This window comes from Streptomyces sp. NPDC048172 (assembly GCF_043202595.1).
Taxonomy (GTDB): Bacteria; Actinomycetota; Actinomycetes; order Streptomycetales; family Streptomycetaceae; genus Streptomyces.
This window is the reverse complement of record NZ_JBIDAT010000003.1, coordinates 921,890-936,969: the sequence shown is the minus strand read 5'-3', so window position 1 is coordinate 936,969 and position 15,080 is coordinate 921,890. Positions and strand designations below refer to the sequence as shown.

Annotated in this window: 17 protein-coding genes; 7 read left to right on the top strand and 10 right to left on the bottom strand. The window is 70.5% G+C overall.

Annotated elements, in window-relative coordinates:
• Together ACGF3A_RS17750 and ACGF3A_RS17745 are read left to right on the top strand one after the other, a co-directional pair.
• A partial coding sequence (locus ACGF3A_RS17750; protein ID WP_393730649.1) for an integrase core domain-containing protein occupies positions 1–301 on the top strand: 301 nt, incomplete at its 5' end.
• A 40-nt stretch (positions 302–341) separates the two neighbouring features.
• Positions 342–773 (top strand): hypothetical protein, encoded by a 432-nt coding sequence (locus tag ACGF3A_RS17745; RefSeq protein ID WP_393730647.1) that lies wholly within the window; start codon positions 342–344, stop codon positions 771–773.
• 53 nt (positions 774–826) lie between these two features.
• Here ACGF3A_RS17745 and ACGF3A_RS17740 read toward each other — a convergent pair whose 3' ends face one another.
• The gene (locus tag ACGF3A_RS17740; protein ID WP_393730645.1) at positions 827–2,140 is read right to left on the bottom strand and encodes a hypothetical protein; all 1,314 of its coding nucleotides are present in this window, start codon (positions 2,138–2,140) and stop codon (positions 827–829) included.
• Positions 2,141–2,609: 469 nt separating this feature from the next.
• Between ACGF3A_RS17740 and ACGF3A_RS17735 the strand changes: the two genes are divergently transcribed.
• Positions 2,610–3,044 (top strand): hypothetical protein, encoded by a 435-nt coding sequence (locus ACGF3A_RS17735; protein WP_393730643.1) that lies wholly within the window; start codon positions 2,610–2,612, stop codon positions 3,042–3,044.
• 81 nt (positions 3,045–3,125) lie between these two features.
• Here ACGF3A_RS17735 and ACGF3A_RS17730 read toward each other — a convergent pair whose 3' ends face one another.
• From ACGF3A_RS17730 to ACGF3A_RS17720, 3 genes are all read right to left on the bottom strand, one after another.
• Positions 3,126–3,935 carry a PIG-L family deacetylase gene (locus tag ACGF3A_RS17730; protein WP_393730742.1) on the bottom strand — a complete coding sequence of 270 codons (810 nt, stop codon included), beginning with the start codon at positions 3,933–3,935 and terminating at the stop codon, positions 3,126–3,128.
• 292 nt (positions 3,936–4,227) lie between these two features.
• Complete coding sequence (locus tag ACGF3A_RS17725) at positions 4,228–5,010, bottom strand: SAM-dependent methyltransferase (protein WP_393730641.1); 783 nt, start codon at positions 5,008–5,010, stop codon at positions 4,228–4,230.
• 122 nt (positions 5,011–5,132) lie between these two features.
• Positions 5,133–5,732 carry a TetR/AcrR family transcriptional regulator gene (locus tag ACGF3A_RS17720; RefSeq protein WP_393730639.1) on the bottom strand — a complete coding sequence of 200 codons (600 nt, stop codon included), beginning with the start codon at positions 5,730–5,732 and terminating at the stop codon, positions 5,133–5,135.
• 99 nt (positions 5,733–5,831) lie between these two features.
• Here ACGF3A_RS17720 and ACGF3A_RS17715 point away from each other — a divergent pair, with 99 nt between their 5' ends.
• On the top strand, positions 5,832–7,412 hold the full coding sequence (locus ACGF3A_RS17715; RefSeq protein ID WP_393730637.1) for a carboxylesterase/lipase family protein: 1,581 nt from the start codon (positions 5,832–5,834) through the stop codon (positions 7,410–7,412).
• Here ACGF3A_RS17715 and ACGF3A_RS17710 read toward each other — a convergent pair.
• From ACGF3A_RS17710 to ACGF3A_RS17690, 5 genes are all read right to left on the bottom strand, one after another.
• Positions 7,391–8,293, bottom strand: coding sequence for a transporter substrate-binding domain-containing protein (locus tag ACGF3A_RS17710; RefSeq protein WP_393730635.1), 903 nt, complete (start codon positions 8,291–8,293; stop codon positions 7,391–7,393). The two genes, ACGF3A_RS17715 and ACGF3A_RS17710, sit on opposite strands and share 22 nt — an antisense overlap.
• A 22-nt stretch (positions 8,294–8,315) precedes the next feature.
• On the bottom strand, positions 8,316–9,047 hold the full coding sequence (locus ACGF3A_RS17705; protein ID WP_393730634.1) for a hypothetical protein: 732 nt from the start codon (positions 9,045–9,047) through the stop codon (positions 8,316–8,318).
• Positions 9,048–9,187: 140 nt separating this feature from the next.
• Positions 9,188–10,663, bottom strand: a complete 1,476-nt coding sequence (locus tag ACGF3A_RS17700; RefSeq protein WP_393730632.1) for an integrin-like protein — start codon at positions 10,661–10,663, stop codon at positions 9,188–9,190.
• A 271-nt stretch (positions 10,664–10,934) separates the two neighbouring features.
• The gene (locus ACGF3A_RS17695) at positions 10,935–11,090 is read right to left on the bottom strand and encodes a hypothetical protein (protein WP_393730630.1); all 156 of its coding nucleotides are present in this window, start codon (positions 11,088–11,090) and stop codon (positions 10,935–10,937) included.
• Between the two features lie 145 nt (positions 11,091–11,235).
• On the bottom strand, positions 11,236–12,213 hold the full coding sequence (locus ACGF3A_RS17690; protein ID WP_393730628.1) for a helix-turn-helix transcriptional regulator: 978 nt from the start codon (positions 12,211–12,213) through the stop codon (positions 11,236–11,238).
• Between the two features lie 108 nt (positions 12,214–12,321).
• Between ACGF3A_RS17690 and ACGF3A_RS17685 the strand changes: the two genes are divergently transcribed.
• The 3 genes from ACGF3A_RS17685 to ACGF3A_RS17675 all read left to right on the top strand — a co-directional run bounded on the left by ACGF3A_RS17685 (position 12,322) and on the right by ACGF3A_RS17675 (position 13,785).
• Positions 12,322–12,717 (top strand): RidA family protein, encoded by a 396-nt coding sequence (locus ACGF3A_RS17685; RefSeq protein WP_393730626.1) that lies wholly within the window; start codon positions 12,322–12,324, stop codon positions 12,715–12,717.
• Between the two features lie 73 nt (positions 12,718–12,790).
• Positions 12,791–13,429, top strand: coding sequence for a TetR/AcrR family transcriptional regulator (locus tag ACGF3A_RS17680; protein WP_393730625.1), 639 nt, complete (start codon positions 12,791–12,793; stop codon positions 13,427–13,429).
• Positions 13,426–13,785, top strand: a complete 360-nt coding sequence (locus ACGF3A_RS17675; RefSeq protein WP_393730623.1) for a DoxX family protein — start codon at positions 13,426–13,428, stop codon at positions 13,783–13,785. The genes ACGF3A_RS17680 and ACGF3A_RS17675 overlap by 4 nt, the downstream gene beginning before the upstream one ends.
• 39 nt (positions 13,786–13,824) lie before the next feature.
• Here ACGF3A_RS17675 and ACGF3A_RS17670 read toward each other — a convergent pair whose 3' ends face one another.
• Positions 13,825–15,039 carry an MFS transporter gene (locus ACGF3A_RS17670; protein ID WP_393730621.1) on the bottom strand — a complete coding sequence of 405 codons (1,215 nt, stop codon included), beginning with the start codon at positions 15,037–15,039 and terminating at the stop codon, positions 13,825–13,827.
• Positions 15,040–15,080 lie beyond the last annotated feature (41 nt).

The window sequence follows — 15,080 nt, the reverse complement described above, 5'->3', positions numbered from 1 at the left end:
CGTACTGACCGACAACGCCTGGGCCTACACCAAGAACACCTGGCGCGAGACCTGCGACGACCTGGGCATCAGCCCTCGCTGGACACGCCCCTGGCAGCCCCAGACCAACGGCAAGGTCGAACGCTTCCACCGCACCCTGCTGGAGGAATGGGCCTACCACCAGCCCTACACCTCAGACACCGAACGCCAGGCAGCCTTCCCCGACTGGCTCGACTGGTACAACTACCACCGACCCCACACCGGCATCAGCGGCCACACCCCAGCAAGCCGCGTCACCAACCTCCCCGAACAACACACCTAGGCCGTGCATCGGAAGCGGATCATGCGCCTAGGGTGTCGGCATGTCGCTGAGTCACATAGCCCTCTCGTCCGGTCGCTCGATCGAACTCACCGAGCTGCGGATGTCTACGACCTACGAGGGGATGCTGGAGGGCTATCCGTGCCAGCGCATCAACGACATGAAGGCCAGCGGCCTCCTGCGACAGGCCGAGCGTGCGTTCTCCTTCGCGCCAGTTCATCTCGTTCCGCCCTCCCGCGAGTACCCGGACCAGACCGCCGGCGCCTTCGGCCCAGTTGAGGTGCTGCCTTCCGTGGCTTGCATCGGTGTCTTCGGCTCGACAGCGGTCGACCCCGAACTCGACGCAGTGCTGCACCGCTCCGCTCTCATCGTGGCCTGGTTCCAGGCCACCCCGGAGATTCCGTCGGGCCAGGATGCTGATCCTGCTCTTCGCGACATTCGCTGGGACGAGCTGGCCCAGGACTATGAGCTCTAGGGACACGCGCTGATCACAGCCACTCGTTGATGGCGGCTCCGAGGACAGTGGCCTCATAGCGGACTGCGACCTTGTCGTAGCGAGTGGCCACGGCCCGATGACGCTTCAGCCGGTTGATCCCGCACTCGACCGCATGGCGCTCGCGGTAGTCGACCGGGTCGAAGTACGGCGGACGGCCGCCGCGGGAGCCCAGCTTCTGGCGGTTGCGTGCCTGGTCGGCCTTGTCCGGGATGGTGCGCGGTCTGCGGCCCATGTCGGTGGACGCCCGGGCGGAGTGGACGGGGAGGATCGCTGAGGAAGGTCACTGGAGCTGGTCCGTGTGGGGATGGTCTGCCGGGGCCTCCGGGCAGACGTAGAGCTGCATGTCCATGCCTTTGGGGGGGCATGACCTTGGCCGGGGACGACTGGGCAAGCTGGCATTGGTTCGGCTTGATGTGGTGCCGGTCCTCGTACGGGACCCAGGTGTGCTCTTCTTCGGAGCCCCACTCTGTCCAGGCGACGGTCAGGAGCGGGTCCATCTCCGTGTCGCAGACGGAGCAGAACGTGGGGAAGGGGTCCATGGCGCCCCACGTCGTCCAGCCGCCGACCTTCCAGCCGGGGGCCCTGGACAGCTCTTCGTCGTAGAACAGGTCCGGCTCTTCCGCGTAGGAGCTGTCGAGGGCGAAGGGCGCGGACTGCCAGGTGTCCCAGTCGCCCAGCAGCCCCCGCAGACGCTCGCTCAGCTCTATGGACAGGGGATACTCGGTGATCTGTTCCGGGGAGAGCAGACAGGGTTCGGGCACGTAGCCGTCGAACTGGACCGCGGGCGGTTCCGGGGGCGTGGTCAGCACGTCGGTGACCTGCGCCGCGGACCGCCAGAACAGCGCGGTCTCGGGCGCGGCCCAGCGGGGGTGGTCGAAGGGGCACCACAGCACCTGGAGCAGATCGGCCCGCCCATGCCCCTGCCCCCGCACGGGCGTGGGCAGCAGGGGGACGTCGCGTGCGTACAGCTGGGCGATCGGCAGCAGGGGGACCGGGCCCTCGGGCCAGGTATGGCTGGACTTGATCCGGTCGAGGATCGCCAACTCCTCGGATGTGTACTCGGGGCTGCGGCCCTGCGCCCGGCTCTCCGCGTCCGCCATGATGCGCCGCTCCAGCCGCACGTCCTCCAGCGCTGGAGCCCGGTTCAGCCCGTCCCACTCATGTGGGCCCTCGCAGTACGGCCAGGGCTCGTCGGCGGGCCACAGCAGCGGACCTCCCACGGAACTGTCGTGCGGCGAGGGCGATCCAGGGCGGGGGTGCAACCGCGTCGCCGGGCGGGCCAGGGGCGCCAGTTGGGGAAAGAGCGTGGTGACGTCGAAGGGCCGTGGCGGGGTGGTGCGGCTCATCCTGACTCCTGCGTGCGGCTCGTAGGGACTGCCCGGAACTGTAGGAGCCGGATCTGACACATGGCCGACGCAGCCCTACTCGCTCCCGCGATCCCTGAACCGAACTCCACCCGCCCATGGACACGTGCGGCTCCTTCGGAGCACCCCGTCCGCCCAGCCGCCCCACCCCTTCAGAAGAGCTGCACCCATCTTGGGATGACCCCGACGAGAAGCAGGCTCGGCCCCGGTACGGTCCGATGGGCGCGGCCAAGCGGCACCGTACGGTACGCAGGCTGCTGAGCCCCGACCCGCCGTTCTACCGCATCGTCCCGGACCGGAGCTGTCTCCCCCGGCCTGTCGCGCCCGGTGGGGGTGCGAGGCCCTGTTCCGGTGCGCGAGCCGACCATGGAGGATGGCGCGGACATGCCCATTTGGAGACGGTGACGGACGCGGCACGTCCGGCCGCTCCCCGATTCGTTGGAGAAACCCTATGAGCGCCGCGCACCCTCCGGCCCAGGACGGGCAGCCCATCGACACCCAGCCGGGCCCGCGCCCGTCCGGGACCGGACCCCAGCGCATGCCCGCAAACGTACGGGCCGCCCGGGTCCTGGCCCTCCTCCTGGCCGCATCGGGCCTTACGCTCCTGTGGTTGGTCGGCACCGGCGGCAGCGGGGCGAGGGGGATGGGAGCCGTCACCCCGACGGTCCTGCTGAACGTGGTCCTCGGGGTCCTGGCCCTCCGCTACGTCTCCGGGCGGGACGGGCTACGCCTGGGGTCCATCCTGCTCAACGCTCTGCAAGTCCCGGTGTCGTTTCTGTCGTTGGCGGGCAACCCGTACGGCGCCCTGACGCTGATCGGCAACCTCGTGCTGATCGTGCTGCTGGCAAGGGTCTCGGCGAAGCGCTGGTTCATGCGGGCTCGGTGACCTTGACCCGCGCGCGGCGGCAGCGAGAGGGGCAGCAGCCGCGGGGCTGGAGCGGGTTCCTTCAGGGCGCCGCCCGGTAAGTCAGCGGAGGCCGGCGAAGAGGTCGTTCTCGGGTACGGGTGTGCCGGTGGGGTCCTGGACGCGGAGGAAGGTCTCCATGCCCATCAGCTCGCCGAACCGCTCCTTGCCCATCTTCAGGAAGGCGATGTTCTCGCCCTGGCTGGCGTGCTCGGCCAGGGCGTCGAACTTCTGGCCGCTGAACGCGGTGGTGTCCACCCACGTGGTGATCTCCTCCTCGGGGAGGCCGATCTCGGCCAGCACGGCAACCTCGGCAGGGTCCGGCTCCGGCATCTCCTCGCCGAACTCGCGGAGGAGTTCCCCGAACCGCTGCATCATCGAGCGGGGCGCCGTCGTCCAGTACACCTTCGGCTTCAGTCCGGTCGTCTCCAGCGCCGCCATCGTGATCCGGTGGGCCTGGATGTGGTCGGGGTGGCCGTAGAAACCGTTCTCGTCGTAGGTGACGACCACGTCGGGCCGGTAGTGGCGCATCAGTTCCGCCAACCGGGCGGCCCCCTCCTCCACAGGCGTCTGCCAGAAGGACCCGGGGGCGTCGTTGCTCGCCCAGCCCATCATTCCGGAGTCGGCGTAGTCCAACATCTCCAGGTCACTGATCTTCAGGACGTCGCGGCTGGCTTCGAGTTCCTTGCGGCGCATCGCGGCGACGGCCGCCGGGTCATGGCCCGGATCACCCGGCTTGACGCCCCCTGGCCCGTCCCCGCATCCGCCGTCGGTACACGTCACCAGCACCGTGCGGATCCCCTCCGCCGCATACCGCGCGAGGACCCCTCCGGTTCCGGTCGCCTCGTCGTCGGGATGGGCGTGCACAGCCATGAGCGTCAAAGGCCGGTCGATCGTCATGAAGCAGTCCTCCTGCGAGAGCGTGTCGTAATCCGCCGGACCCGGCGAGGTCCCCCGGTTCGTGCAACGTTGCTGGCCGAACCTTCTGTTCCCAGGGGTAGGGACATGCTTCCTGAGAAGCCGGATCGGGCTGCAGCGGGCGAGGTGCTCGACGACGTGGTCGCCCACGTCCTCCGGTATTTCCTCCGCGGCCACCCGTCTGCCGCGCGGCGTCGCCGTCGGGGCCCGCGCCTCACTGGCGAAGCGCGCTCTCAGCGCTGTGCCGTCAGCCGATACGGATCATCGCGGCGTGCATCCCGACCTCGTCGTCGGGCTCCCCGGTGTGCCGCGGCCAGTGGTGCATGGGGACTACGCCCGGCTCGACCAGTTCGTATCCGCTGAGAAGGTCAAGGACCTGTTCACGCGTGCGGACGTGCATCGTGATGCCGGATCGGGTGAGCTCGTCGGCCATGGCCGTCAGGTCCGGCGCGAGGTCCGCTGTCGTTGTCGTCAGCCCGAGGTAACTGCCCGGCGCGAGCAGGGCGACGAGGGTATCGACGATCTTGCGAGCGGTCTCGTCGTCAATGAATTGCAGCATGGCGATGATGGTCACCGCGACCGGCTCTTCGAAGTCGATCACGCTCTGAACGTCCTCGTGCCGCAGGAGGGATTCTGGGCGCCGCACGTCCGCGTGCACATAGCGTGTGGTCCCCGTGGGACTGCTGGTGAGCAACGCACGGGCGTTCTCCAGTACGAGCGGATCGTTGTCCGCGTAGATCACCCGGGCTGTGGGATCGGCTCGCTGGACGATCTCATGGAGGTTCGGTGACTTGGGCAGGCCGGCCCCCACGTCGATGAACTGCCGGATGCCCGTGTCCGCGAGCCACCGTGCCATCCGTTCCATGGTCTTCCTGTTGATCTTCATGCTGTTCGGCATGAGTGGCCACTGGGCGGCGGCGCGTCCAGCGGCCTCGGCGTCCGCCGGGAAGTACTCCGTTCCTCCGATGTGGTAGTGGTAGACCCGCGCGGAGTGGGGTTCGCCGGTATTGGTCCAGTGGCCCTTGCTCACGTCTTCCTCCGTCGAGAAATTGCGCACGTATCAGGTCGGCCGACGTCATTCCCCACGAGGGCGTCCGGCACGCCACGCCTCGACGCTGACGGGCAAGGACTGCAGGAGTGCCCGGGGGAAGTTCACGTACTGCTGAACAGCCGGTCCAGATGCGCGTCGATCGCGGCGAGTGCGTCCTGGGGCTCGATCACGTCGAGTTCGATCAGGGGGGTGAAGCCGGTGAGGGCGAGGAGCAGGTTGGTCTCGGTCGCCGGGTCGCGGCCGGGGTCGATGTGCCCGTCGGCGATCGCCTGGCGGACCAACTGCTCGACGAGGGCCCGCCCTTGGACGAGGCCGCGGCGCGCCTTTTCGTGCACGGCCTGGTCGTGCAGCGCCTCCAGGACGTAGGCGGCGCTCATCCGGCTGGTCGCGCGGGCGTCGGCGTGCAGGGGGAGCATTTCCGCGAGCGTCAGTCGCAGTACGTCACGGGGGTGCGGACGGTCACCGAGCTTTTCGAGCCCCTGGTTCACGCGCGCCGAGGTCTGCTCGGACGCGAAATCCATGGCGAAGGAGAGCATGGCGGTCCGGGAGGCGAAGTAGTGCTGCAGCTGCCCGAGCGACATGCCCGCCTCCTGCGCCACCACGCGCATCGTCAGCTGTGTGACGCCGCGCTGCTCCACCACCCGCCACAGTGCGCGGGCGATCGCTTCGCGGCGTCCGCGGTGATCCACCTGTTTCGGCATCGCCGACCCCTCCCCTGGTACTCCCAGGACTGTTCCAATACAGTCGACATAATACACCTGACCCGTAAACATGGGATCCACTCGAGGGAAGGCGGCGTCATGTCCGAACAGCCAAAGGTGCGGACCACGGAAGGCGTGGTGCAGGGGCGACGGCGGCAGGGGCACTCGGTGTTCCGGGGGATCCCCTACGCCCAGCCCCCGGTCGGAGCGCTCCGCTTCGCCGCGCCCGCGCCGCCGCACCGCTGGGAGGGGACGAGGCAGGCGGTCGAGTTCGGCCCCGTGGTGCCGCTGTCCCTGCCGATCGACGTGCCCCCGCAGGGCACCGACTGGCTGACGCTCAACGTCGGCACTCCGGATCCCGGCGCGGCGGGGCTGCCGGTGCTGGTGTGGATCCCGGTGGGCGGCTACCTCTCGGCGGCGTCGAGCGACCCGATGTACGACCCGGCAGCGCTGGCCGGGGCGGGAGTCGTCGTGGTGACCGTCAACTGCCGCGTGGGCGCGGAGGGATTCGCGTTCCTCGACGACGCGCCGCCCAACCGCGGTTTCCTCGACCAGATCGCGGCGCTGGAGTGGGTGCAGCGCAACATCGCCGCCTTCGGAGGCGACCCCGGCCGGGTCACCGTGGGCGGGGTGTCCGCCGGGGCCGGCTCGGTCGCCGCCCTGCTGACGATGAAGTCCGCGCGCGGCCTGTTCCGGCGGGCCATCGCCCACTCGGTGCCGGGGCTGCACAGCACCCCCGCGCTGGCACGGGAGGTCACCGCCGCGTTCGCGGACCGGCTCGGCGCGGCGGCCCCCACCGCCGAGGCGCTGCGCGACATCGACCCCTGGCACCTGGCCGCCGAGCTCACCTCCTTCAACGCCGGCCTCCACGCGCACCGGGAGAGCTGGGGACGCCTCACGGAGACCGGCACCGCGCTGTGCCCCGTCGTCGACGGCGAGGTCCTCCCGGAAACGCCCTGGCCCGCGCTGACCGGCGCGCGTGCGAGCGGGACCGAACTGCTGATCGGCCACGCCCGGGACGAGTTCCGGTACTTCAGCGTCATGAGCGGACGCTACGGCACCTTCACCGAGGAGGACGCCCGCGCGGTCCTGGATCTGCTCGCCCCGCAGCCGGACGGTGCGCGGGCCTACCGTGCCGCGTTCCCGCAGGCAGGCCCGGAGGAGCTGGTGGAGACGGTGTACTCCGACGCCCTCTTCCGCATGCCGTCACAGAAGCTGGCCGAGGCGAACGCCGCGGCGGGCGGCACCTCGTACCTGTTCGAACTGTGCTGGACGGCCCCGGCCCTCGGCGGCATCCTGGGCGCCTGCCACAGCCTCGACGTACCCCTGGCGTTCGGCACGCTGGACAGCCCCGTCGGCACTCAGCTGATCGGCGAGGAGCCCACCCCCGAGGCCGTCGCGCTCTCCCGCGAACTCCAGGAGGCATGGGTCCGCTTCATCACCACCGGCGACGCGGGCTGGTCCGCCCACCGGCCCGGCGGACACCTCACCCGCGTCCTGGACGCCGAGTCGAAGACTCTGCCCTATCCCGAACAGGCATCCCGCCAGATCTGGGAAGGTCACTTCCCCGCCCCCTTCGGTCATCCGGGGGGTGCCGCGGTGAGGAGCATGGCGCACCGTGCGGGCGGCAGCCAGGTGGCCCGTCCGGACGCGGAAGCTCAGGCTCGGCAGGACGAGTAGGTGTTCAGGTCCTCCGGGTCGGGCTTGAAGCGGTTCTGCCAGTCGTCGGGGTAGGTGTCGACGAGGGCGGGCAGCTGTGACTGGAAGTCGCTGGACCACTCGTCGATGAGGTACTTGCGCAGCACCTTCAGGAGGCGTCGGCATTCGGTCGGGTGGTCTTTCGGGATGCCGATTCCGTAGCGGTTGATCAGTCCCATGGTGACGTTGGGGACGACCTTGAGCGGTACCTCGCTCTTCTCCTGCTGCTGCGCGTAGCCGAAGAGGATCACCTCGTCGCTGAAGACCGCGTCGACGGACCGTTCCTGGAGTTTGCGTACACAGGTCGAGTAGTCGGCTTCTTCTTTCATGACCGTGCTGGTGGGCATGCCGGCTGCGGTGGGTGTCGTACCCTCCACAGCACACACGAGCTTTCCTTTGAGGTCCCTCTCCTTCTTGATTCCGTGGTATCCCTTCCGGACCAGGAACCCCTGTGAGGAGGTCAGGTACGGACCGACGAAGTCGATCTTCTTGTCGCGCTGCGGCGTGATCGAGTAGGTGGCGATGACCATGTCGGCCGACCTCTTGTGCTCGCCTTCCTCGTCGAGTTCGCGCTCGCGCCCCTGGTGGGTCACGTCCTGGAACTTGGCGTTGAAGCCGAGCTTCTCCCCCAGGTAGTAGGCGAGGTCCATGTCGAAGCCGCGGTGGCGGTGGTTGCGGTACAGGTCGAAGCCGGGCTGGTCGAACGCGGTGGCGATGTGGACGGTGCCCTGGGGAGGCAGAACGGTCGGTTCGCCGTCCGCACCCTCTTCTCCGGTGCAGGCCGTCGCCGGGACGAGGGCCGCGACCGCCGCCAGTACGAGCCATGTCCGTGCCGCTTGGATCCTGCGCCTGGTGCGCGTCATCGCTCCGCCCCGCCCCTTGCTGTCAGTCGTCCACGCGTGCCGAGGCCACCGACAGGTCCAGCACACAGTTGGGCTCCGCCGTCATCCGGACGGCGAGGCGGATGTCCTTACGGTCCTGGCCCAGGCTGAAGGCGAGTTCCTCGCCCGCTTTCCCGGACTGCGCGGCCTGGTGGCCCGAGCCCGAACCCGAGGCGAGCGTCACTCTGAGCCTGCCCGAGGGGGCGCAGACGGGGTCGGCCTCGCGGTGCTGGGGCGCGGCGAAGGTGATGAACAGGCGGGACCTGGGGTGGTCCACATGCGCGGTGGCGTGCACCGTCTTGCCCTCCCGGAACGGCCCCGAGGGGCTGAGCTCGAAGTCCTGAGTGAGGGTCACCGGGCACGAGTTCACGTATACGGACCAGGCCAGGGACGGCAGGGCGACGGCGAGCACGGCCACGGGTACGACCAGCAGCATCAGCGGCGGCCACAGCGGCTTGTCCTCACCGTCCTGGCCGCGGCCCTTGATCAGCGGCAGCATGCCGCCGCTGAGAACCAGCAGCGCTCCCAGGACCGCCCCGACCAGGGTGATGTCGCCGCCCCGCGCGTACCAGACGGCCGCGGTCGCGAAGACCACCACGAGATTGAACAGGAGGGTCAGCGCGAGCAGCCACGTGCTGTCCGCGAGCAGCGCCTGCGCACGCGTCGCCGCCCGCACCAGCCAGGCCGGTACCCGTCGGTGGGCCGATGCCCCAGGGACCGGAGGGTTGTCGGTCACGCGCTGAGCCTATGAGCCACCACTGGGGCCCTCAATCAGAACTCATGTACGTGAGGTGGCCCGGCCGTCGGTCGGATCCTCTGTTCCCAGGGAGGAGGGACATACTTCCCGCTGGAGCCGGAGTGCTGTTCGGCGGCGGCTCAGCGGCTGCTCAGCGGTTTGCCGTACTTCTGGGCCGTCGTGGGGTACGGGAGGCCGAGTGTGCGGGGTGAGAAGGCCGCCGAGCCGCCGGCCGAGCCTCTGGGGAGGAGCCACACGGCGCCCAGGGAGGCGTTCTCGCCGGGGGATCCGGCCGTGACGTCCGGGACGCCGTCGGCGTTGTGGTCGCCCGTGGCGACCGCCGCGCCGAAGGCGTCGCCCGCCTCGGCGACGCCCGGGACCCGGGGGGTGTCCTGGTTCCAGGTGACGGACGTGGCGGTGCCGCGTGCGTCGAGCAGGCCCTTGGCTCCGCCGTTCAGCAGCCAGGCGGCGCCCGCTCCGGTTCTGCTTCCGATGGCCTCGCCGGGGGCGCCCGCGACGAGGTCGTCCCGGCCGTCGCGGTTGACGTCGGCGACGGCCAGGGCCGCGCCGAACCGGTCGCCGTCCTCGGCCACGCCCGGGACGCCCGCCGTGTCCTGGTTGAGGGTCTGGGTACGGCTGCCGAACGAGCCGCCCGTGGGGCTCGCGTAGTGGATGTGGATGCCGCCGCCCTTGGCGAGCCGTTCGGGGCCGCACGGGTCGTCGATGTTCTCGTCGGCGATCTCGCGGCACTCCCCCAGTGCCAGGTCCTCCCCGCCGTCGCCGTCGAAGTCGCCGGAGGCCAGGGCGGTCACGCCGGCGTTGTCCGTGTTCCAGAAGTTGGCCATCGCTGACTCGTCGGTGTCCCACTTCCACAGGCGTACGTGGGACTGCGTGCTGGGGGCGCCCGCCGTCCAGTACGCCACGGCCAGGTCCGCCCGGCCGTCCCTGTCGAAGTCACCGGTGGCCAGGACGGGGGCCCGGCCGCCCATGGGGGCCGTGACGACGGTGGTGACCATGCTGTCCTCGCCCTGGATGACGCGGGCGACGACCTTGTCCCTGCCCCCGATCACGATCTCCTTGTTGCCGTCGCTGCCGCCCGTCAGGTCCGCGGCCGCGACCGACATGCCGTACGCGGCCGACGGTGACGGTCCGGTCAGGACCGTCGACCCTGGCCCCGGCCCGTTCTTCGAGCCGCCCACGGCGATGACCATGCCCGCGTCCGTACCGCGGTCGGTGACGTCCTCGCCGGGAACACCGGCCAGCAATTCCGCGACACCGTCACCGCTCAGGTCGGTCAGGGCCACGGAGGCGCCGAAGCGGTCGCCCGCCTCCGGGGTGCCGGGCACCTCGGGAGTGGCCTGGGTGACGCGGACGCTGCCGTGGGCGCCGACGCCCTTGGGGCCGCCCCAGACGACGTTCACGTACCCGGCCTCGGCCCGGCCGCCGACGGTCCCGTCCGGGACACCGACGGCGAGGTCCGTATAGCCGTCGCCGTTGAAATCGCTCGCGACGGTACGGGGTGCGGCGGCGGTCGCGCCGGGCGGGAGCACCAGCCCGGCGGTGACGGCAGCGGCGACTGCGATGGCGTATCTCAGGATGCGGCAACGGTGTGACACAGGGCCTCCCACTCGCTCGTCGCGGGCATGGGTTTACCTGATGTGACCCTCGAAGGACTCGGCCAGTTGTACGCACTCGGGCCCGGAGCCGAAGAAGAAGGCCCCGTTCCTGATGAGGAACGGGGCCTGGTGGAGCGCTGGGCAGGCCTTGCACCTGCATCTCCCCGCAGGAAGCGGGACGACTTTCCTTAGACCACCAACGCACGGCCCGCGGACCGGAATCCGGCCGCGCGAACAAGATCCACTGTACCCCATCCGCAGACCGTCGGGGTTACGCGGTGGGGATGCGGGGGCGGCTGAAGTCCACGGCCTCCCGTGACTCCCGCAGGAGTTCCTCCGCCGTCTGCCGAACCTGGGTGACGACATCGCCCTGTTCGATGACGAGGCGGTGGTAGATCGGCATGTCGTCGTCCGTACTCGTGGTCACCTGCACAGTCCCTTCCCCCCGGAAAACACGGTCGACGTCCCCACCGGCCCTCACCGGGACGGGGAACGGCAGTCGAGTCTAGTCAGAGACATCACGTCAGGTGGGACACCTTTTCCAATTCCCGTGCCGGGGCTGGCCAGCAGGGTCACGGTCCGTAGTGGGTGGCGAGGGTGGTGGCGCGGTGGCGCAGGGAGTCGCGGAGCCATTGCGGGGAGAGCGCCTCCGCGTTCGCGGCGAGTTGCCAGAGGGCCCATTCGGCGTGCCGGGGGTCCTGGAAGGTCACCTCCAGGCGCGGCCAGCCGTCCGGATCGTCCGGGTCGGGTTCCTCGGTGAGGACGGCCAGGGCGGTGGTCAGCAGGTCCTCGCGCCGTGCCGGGTCCACGCGGACGTGGACGGTGACTTGATCGCCGCCCGCACGGAACCGGGTGGCACGTTCCCGCCAGGCCTGGTCCAGGTCCACCCGGTCCGGCCGCTCCGCGGGCTCGTCCAGTTCCTCGGCTGCCAGGACGCGGGAGAGGCGGTACGTGCGGTCCGCACCGGACCTCATGGCCAGCAGGTAGCCGCGGTCGCGCACCGTCACCAGGCCGACCGGGTCGACCGTGCGCCACTGGGCGTCCTGGCCCGCGGCCGCGTAGTGGATGCGGAGCTTGTGGCCGGCGAAGACCGCGCGCAGGACCTCGGCCACGACGGGGTCGGGGGCCTCCTCGGTGGGCAGGCGGCGGGCGAGGAGGTCGGTGGCGGGGTCGATGAGCAGGCGTTCGGCCGCGCCCGCCGCGGTCCGCTGGTAGCCGGCGGGCAGGGCGTCGACGACCTTGAGCATTGCCGAGGCGAGTGCCGAGCCGAGGCCGAAGGCCTGGGCGCCGCGCCGTGATCCGGCGACGAGGAGGGCGAGGGCCTCGTCGTGGTTGAGGCCGGTGAGTTCGGTGCGGAAGCCGGGCAGGAGCGCGAAGCCGCCGTTCCGGCCGCGTTCGGCATAGACCGGGATTCCGGCGGCGGACAGTGCCTCGATGTCGCGCAGGACGGTGCGGGTGGAGACCTCCAGCTCGCGGGCGAGTGCGGTCGCGGAGAGCCGTCCGTGCTGTCGCAGCAGCAGGACCAGCGAGACCAGTCGATCGGCGCGCATGCGGAGAGCCTATCGAGATACACGACAGAGGTTGTCGTGTATGCGCTGCGAGGCTCGTCCACGCGACACGGAAGACGTGTCGATGAAGCGAATGGAGCTGCAGTGGCAATGGAGAAGACGGCCGTCAACCCGTGGGCGTGGTCAGGGGAGATGGGGTACAACCAGGGCGAGATCGTATCCGGGCACACCCGGACCCTGTACTGCGCCGGACAGACCGCGATGAGCGCGAAGGGCGAGCCCCAGCACGCCGGTGACATGGCGGCGCAACTCGCGTTGAGCCTGGACAATCTGGAGGCCGTGCTCGCCGAGGCCGGCATGTCCCTCAGCAACCTTGTCCGGCTCAACGTCTACACCACCGACGCCGACGGGCTCTTCGAGCACTACGGCGTGCTGGCCTCGCGGCTGGGCGCCGCCGGGGTGGCGCCCCCGACCACGATGCTCGAGGTCTCCCGGCTGGCGATCCCCGTCCTGATGGTCGAGCTCGAGGGCACCGCCACGGCCTGACGCCGCCCGTGCCCGCGCCCGCGCCCCTCTCGGTCGCTTGTCCTGCGGAGAGGGGCGCGGTACGTTTCTGAACATGTTCAGTGAACGCGTTCAGTCTCGCGGCGCGAAGCGCGAGGCGACCCGGGACAGAGTGCTGCTCGCGGCCGAGCGGCTCTTCCGGGATCAGGGGTTCGGGGCGACGACGGTGCGGCAGATCGCCGCGGAGGCGGAGGTCAGTACCGGGACGGTGATGTCGGCCGGTGACAAGGACGCGCTCCTTGTCGCGATCTTCGACTCCTGGATCGACGCCGTGCACCGTGCGCGTGCGCACGAGAACGGTGACACCTCCGCCTCCGCTTCCCCTCCCGCCCCTCCCCCGCTGTCCCCCGACGCCGCGGTGGACGCGGTCATGGACCTGGTCGCGCCCTTCGTCCAGTACTTCGCCCGCGACGAGGACCTCTCGCGTCAGTACGCGGCGGTGATCGTGCGGGGCACGCACGAGTCCGCGATCTTCCAGGAGCTCGCGCGCTCGCTGACCGCCGAGTTCACCGGAGTGCTCGCGCGCGCGGGCCTGGCGGGCGACGACCGCGAACGGGGCGCGAGAGCCGTCTACTACGCGTATCTCGGCGTCCTCATGACCGTCTCGCACGGCGCCCTCGACGAGGCCGGAGCCCTGGACCAGGTGCGTGAGGTGACCGGGTTCGTCACCGGTCGCGCGGGAGGAGCGGCATGAACGGCACGCCCCACCTGTGGTGGCCCACCGCGCTGCTGGCGCTCGTCCTGCTCGGCGACGCCCTGCTCTCCCTGCGCCCGCCTGCCTTCATCCAACGGTGCCTCGACGGCGTGGGGTTCCCGCGCGACTGGTGGTGGGTCCTCGTCGTCGTCAAGCTCCTGGCGGCGGGCGGGCTCCTGGCCGGTCTCGCCCTCCCCGGCGTCGCTCTGACCGCGAACACCGGCGTCATCGCCTACTTCGTCTGCGCGGCCTACGCGCACTACCGCGCCCGCTTCCTCGGCCAGGAGTTCTGGTTCAACTGCCTGGGCATGCTGGCGCTCTCCACCGCCGTACTCGCCCTCTCCCACGCCGTCTGACACCTGTCGCGGGCGGGCTGCGGGCGTCGCTCGGCCGGATCACCCCGGCCCGGCGTCGGCCGTCGCGATCGTGGCCTTCGTGGCGATCGTACGGAGTCGCGCACACGGCGTGGCCAGGGCAAGCGCGAGTGGGACCAACCCCGCGAGGAGGAGGGCGAATCCGGCGCCGGAGCGGTCGACGACGATGCCCGCGCCCGCGGAGGCCAGCGAGGCGCCCAGGTTGAGGGCGGTGTTGATCCAGGTCGACGCCTCGGTCCGGCCGCCTTCCGGAGCGACGGCATCGGCGATGAGGTATCCGGTGACGAGGGACGGGGCGAGGAAGAGGCCGATGAGGGCCAGGCCCGCGGCGAAGAACCCGAGCGAGGTGGTCCAGGAGACGCCGACGGTGACGGTCCCCATGCCGATGCTCAGGGCGAGCAGCCTCGTTCCGATTCCTGACCGGAGGTTCAGCCTGCCGTAGAGAAGGCCGCCCAGGGCGCTTCCCGCGGAGAAGGCCGCCAAGAGCCAGCCCGCCGCTGACGCGGCGTCATGCTGCGCGGCGATCGCCGGTGCCACGACGTCCACGGCACCGAGTACGGTGCCCGTGCCCAGAAGGACGAGGAGCACCCGGCCGAATCCGGGCCGGCGCAGCGGCCGCCCGCCTCGCACCACGTCCTGGCCGCTTCCCCGCAACTCCCCCGAGGCCGGGCTGGAGACCATCGCCGCCGTTCCCAGGAGCACGGTCGCGGCCGACACGCCCAGTCCGACGGGGGGCGAGGTGGCGCCGATGACCGACCCGACGATGACGGGGCCGCTGAGGAAGAGGAACTCCTCGGCCATCGCGTCGACGCTGAAGGCCCGTTTCCGCTCCTCGCCCGCTCGCGTGAGGGACGCCCAGATCACGCGCATCGCGGCTCCCAACGGCGGGGCCGTCAGGCCGCTCCCGGCGCTGAGAGCCAGGAGGAGCCAAGGGGCGGCGTCCTGTTCGCCGTCGGTGAGGAGCGCGAGGGCCAGGAACCCTGCGGCTTGGCCGCTCGCCATCGCCATGAGGGCGCGCCGCTGACCGAACCGGTCGATGGCCCGGGCCCGCCAAGGCGCGCTGAGAGCGGTGGCGATTCCGAAGGCGGCCGTCGCAAGACCGCCCTGCGCGAAGGAATCCGTCTCCTCCTGGACGGCCAGGAGGAGCGCGAGAACACTCATGGCGAGGGAGGAGCGCCCGATCAGGGCGGGGAGGAAGGCGCGCAGCACGCCGGGGAGAAGAAGTACTCCGAGCACCGGGACACTCCGATGGGGGCGACCGGCATCATGGGCGCGGT